Genomic DNA, 4,296 nt, shown 5'->3' with positions numbered 1-4,296 from the left:
TTGAAGGAGGATCTTTCGAAGGAAGGGTTTGCCTGGAAGGACGTTCCGGTTGCCGGCGGCGGCGGTGATGCGGCGATGACGGCGCTGAAGGCGATGGTTGCGGCCGGTACTTATCCGACGGCCTCGCAGATGCTGGGTTATACCGTGCTCGATTATGCCGAGGCCGGCGTCATGGGTGATCTGACCGAGACGGCCAAGAAGGAAGGCTGGGACAAGTCGGTGCCGGCCGCACTTCAGAAGTTCTCCGTTTATGACGGCAAGTGGGTTGCCGCCCCGGTCAACGTGCATTCGGTCAACTGGCTGTGGATCAACAAGGCGGTGATGGACAAGATCGGCGGCAGTGAGCCGAAGACCTTCGACGATCTGATCGCGCTGCTCGACAAGGCCAAGGCCGCAGGTGTGATCCCGTTGGCGCTCGGCGGCCAGAACTGGCAGGAAGCGACGATGTTCGATTCCATCGTGCTGTCGACCGGCGGACCGGAGTTCTACAAGAAGGCCTTCAACGATCTCGACGATGAGGCGCTGAAGTCGGACACGATGAAGAAGTCCTTCGACAACCTGGCCAAGATCGTCCAATATGTCGATCCGAACTTCTCCGGCCGCGACTGGAACCTGGCGACCGCCATGGTCATCAAGGGTGACGCGCTGGTGCAGGTGATGGGCGACTGGGCCAAGGGCGAATTCGTCGCCGCCAAGAAGACGCCGGATACCGACTTCCTCTGCTACCGCTTCCCCGGCACCGAAGGCAGCGTCGTCTACAACTCCGACATGTTCGGCATGTTCAATGTTCCCGACGACCGCAAGGCAGCGCAGGTGGCGCTGGCCACCGCAACGCTGTCGAAGAGCTTCCAGTCGGCCTTCAACGTCGTCAAGGGTTCGGTTCCGGCCCGCACCGACGTTCCCGACACCGACTTCGACGCCTGCGGCAAGAAGGGCATCGCCGATCTGAAGGCGGCCAATGAAGGCGGCACGCTGTTCGGTTCGCTGGCCCAGGGCTATGGCGCGCCTCCGGCGATCGCCAATGCCTATAAGGACGTCGTCTCGAAGTTCGTCCACGGCCAGATCAAGAGCTCCGACGAGGCCGTGACCCAGCTGGTCCAGGCGATCGACGACGCCCGCTGAGACCAGGCCGATGAACATGCTTCCCCGCTGGCTTGGCGGGGAAGCTTCAGACCGCATGACGAATAGGTGCGGACCATCATTGCGAGGCTGATGATGTGAGGCCCGATGATGCGAGGGAGGAGATGATATCCATGAGCACAGTTGCGACCACCGATCCGGTTCTGACGCCGGGGCAGGCGACGCGGATCTCGCTGCGGGGCCGGCTGCAGGATGCGCTGCCGAAGATCGTGCTGGCGCCGAGCTTCGTCATCACGCTGGTCTTCGTCTACGGCTTCATCGCCTGGACGGCCTATCTCTCCTTCACCAATTCCAAGACCTTCCCCTCCTATCAGCTGACCGGGGCGCGCGCCTATCAGCGGCTGTGGCGCTGGACCTTCGAGAGCGATCCGCCATCCTCCTGGTATACCTCGATCACCAACATGGCGATCTTCGGCTTCCTCTATGTCGGCATCTGCCTGGCGCTCGGCCTGCTGCTCGCCATCCTGCTCGACCAGAAGATCCGCGGCGAGGGGCTGCTGCGGCCGATCTTCCTCTATCCGATGGCGCTTTCCTTCATCGTCACCGGGGTGGCCTGGAAATGGTTCCTCGATCCCGGCCTCGGGCTGGAACAGACGCTGCATCACTTCGGCTGGACGAGCTTCCACTTTGACTGGATCAAGAACAAGGACTTCGTCATCTACACCGTCGTCATCGCCGGTGTCTGGCAGGCGTCCGGCTTCGTCATGGCGATGTTCCTGGCCGGCCTTCGCGGCATCGACGGCGAGATCATGAAGGCGGCTCAGATCGACGGCGCCTCGCCCTTCCAGCTCTACCGCCGCATCGTCATTCCGCTGTTGCGGCCGATCTTCCTGTCGGCCTTCATCGTGCTCGCCCATATGGCGATCAAGTCTTACGACCTGGTGGTGGCGCTGACCTCGGGCGGGCCGGGCGGCTCGGCCTGGCTGCCGTCCAACTTCATGTATGAATACACCTTCAAGCGCAACGAGATGGCCGTCGGCTCGGCCAGCGCCATCATCATGCTGATGACGATCTCGGCGATCATCGTGCCCTATCTCTATTCCGAACTGAAGGAGAAGGCCCGATGAGCAGCCTCACCTCTTCGATCGGCACCTCGTCATCGGCTGCGGCAGCCGCAGGAGTTGAGCGCGGCAACAGCGCCCGCCTGATCGGCCGCATCGTCATCTACGGCCTGCTGGTCCTCTTCGCCATCCTCTATCTGATGCCGCTCTTCGTCATGCTGACGACCTCGTTCAAGACGATGGACGAGATCCAGAGCGGCAACATGCTGGCGCTGCCGCAAGCCCCGACCTTCGAGCCCTGGATCAAGGCCTGGGGCGAGACCTGCGTCGGGCTCACCTGCGCCGGCATCAAGGGCTACTTCTGGAACTCTATCAAGATGGTGGTGCCGGCGGTGGCGATCTCCACCATCCTCGGGGCGCTCAACGGCTATATCCTGACCAAATGGCGCTTTCCCGGCCATACGCTGGTGTTCGGGCTGATGCTGTTTGCCTGCTTCATCCCGTTCCAGTCGGTGCTCCTGCCGATGGCCACCATCCTCGGTTCGCTCGGCCGCTTCGGCATGACGCTGCAGAACGCCACCGGCTTGACCTTCGGCTTCGGCAATCCGACGGTCAATCTGGTCTTCGTCCATGTCGTCTATGGCCTCGGCTTCACCACGCTGTTCTTCCGCAATTTCTACGAGGCTTTCCCGAGCGAGCTGGTCCGCGCCGCCCAGGTCGATGGCGCGAGCTTCTTCCAGATCTTCCGCCGCATCATGCTGCCGAACTCGCTGCCGATCATCGTCGTCACCGTCATCTACCAGTTCACCAACATCTGGAACGACTTCCTGTTCGCCTCGGCTTACGCCGGCACCGGGGATTCCATGCCGATGACGGTGGCGCTCAACAATGTCGTCAACACCTCGACCGGGGTGGTCGAATACAATGTCAACATGGCGGCTGCAATGATCGCGGCCGTTCCCACGCTCATCGTCTATATCCTCGCCGGCCGCTACTTCGTGCGTGGCCTGATGGCGGGCGCAGTCAAAGGGTAAGCCATGGCCTTCCTGGAAATCTCCGGCCTCAGAAAGCGCTTCGGCGCCATCGACATCCTCAAGGGGATCGATCTCGAACTCGAAAAGGGCGGCTTCCTCGTGCTGGTCGGCCCATCCGGCTGCGGCAAGTCGACCCTGCTCAACACCATCGCCGGGCTGGAGACGGTCACATCAGGCGAGATCAGGATCGACGGGCGCGCCATCAACGGCCTGCACCCTTCCAAGCGCGACATCGCCATGGTGTTCCAGTCCTATGCGCTCTATCCGAACATGACGGTGGCGGGCAATATCGCCTTCGGCATGGAAATCCGCGGCGTGCCGAAGGAGGAGCGGGCCAAGGCGATCAAGCAGGTCTCCGACATGCTGCAGATCGGCCATCTGCTCGACCGCAAGCCGAGCCAGCTGTCGGGCGGCCAGCGCCAGCGCGTCGCCATGGGCCGGGCCCTGGTGCGCAATCCGCAGGTCTTTCTGTTCGACGAGCCCTTGTCCAATCTCGACGCCAAGCTGCGCGTCGACATGCGCACCGAGATCAAGCGGCTGCATCAGCGCATGGGCACCACCTTCGTCTATGTCACCCACGACCAGATCGAGGCGATGACGCTGGCGACGAAAATCGCCGTGCTCAAGGACGGGGTGCTGCAGCAGTTCGGCACGCCGGCCGAGATCTATAACAGCCCCGCCAATCTCTTCGTCGCCGACTTCATGGGATCGCCGGCGATGAACCTGCTCAACGCCACCGTCGAGGCCGGTGCCGCCGGGCTTGCCGTCTCGCTCGAACGGCCGAATGGGGCACCGCTCAGACTGCCTGTCGTCTCCGGCAATCACGGCCTGTCTGCCTATGCCGGCAGGCCAGTGATCTTCGGCATCCGCCCCGAAGCCCTGACCGATCCTGACGGCGCCGACCGCAAGGCGCGCTCGCTGACCGAGGACGATTGCCTGATCGAAGTCGTCGAACCGGCCGGCTCCGACACCTTCGCCGTCACCAAGCTCGGCGGCAAATCCGTCGTCGCCCGACTGCGCGCCGATGCCGGCATCGCACCAGGCCAGAATACACGCCTCGCATTCAACCTCGACAAGGCGGTGTTCTTCGATCCGGACAGCCAGGCGCGCATCGCGTGACG

At 62.9% G+C, this 4,296-nt stretch carries 4 protein-coding genes; all 4 read left to right on the top strand.

The features are described from left to right. Window positions 1-1,122, top strand: a 1,122-nt coding sequence (locus FFR93_RS40065) for an ABC transporter substrate-binding protein (protein WP_246661434.1), incomplete at its 5' end; no start/stop codon positions are given. 131 nt (window positions 1,123-1,253) lie between these two features. Further along, a complete protein-coding gene (locus FFR93_RS40060; protein ID WP_064710730.1) occupies window positions 1,254-2,207 on the top strand; it encodes a sugar ABC transporter permease in 954 nt (317 codons plus the stop codon). Continuing rightward, on the top strand, window positions 2,204-3,175 hold the full coding sequence (locus FFR93_RS40055) for a carbohydrate ABC transporter permease (RefSeq protein ID WP_138397193.1): 972 nt from the start codon (window positions 2,204-2,206) through the stop codon (window positions 3,173-3,175). Before FFR93_RS40060 ends, FFR93_RS40055 begins: the two co-directional genes overlap by 4 nt. A gap of 3 nt (window positions 3,176-3,178) precedes the next feature. Beyond that, window positions 3,179-4,294 carry an ABC transporter ATP-binding protein gene (locus FFR93_RS40050; protein WP_138397192.1) on the top strand — a complete coding sequence of 372 codons (1,116 nt, stop codon included), beginning with the start codon at window positions 3,179-3,181 and terminating at the stop codon, window positions 4,292-4,294. Window positions 4,295-4,296: the final 2 nt, after the last annotated feature.

The sequence above is a fragment of the Rhizobium sp. MHM7A genome (genome assembly GCF_005862215.1).
Taxonomy (GTDB): Bacteria; Pseudomonadota; Alphaproteobacteria; order Rhizobiales; family Rhizobiaceae; genus Rhizobium; species Rhizobium bangladeshense.
The sequence above is the reverse complement of the archived record's forward strand: the minus strand, read 5'-3'. Positions and strand labels throughout refer to the sequence as shown.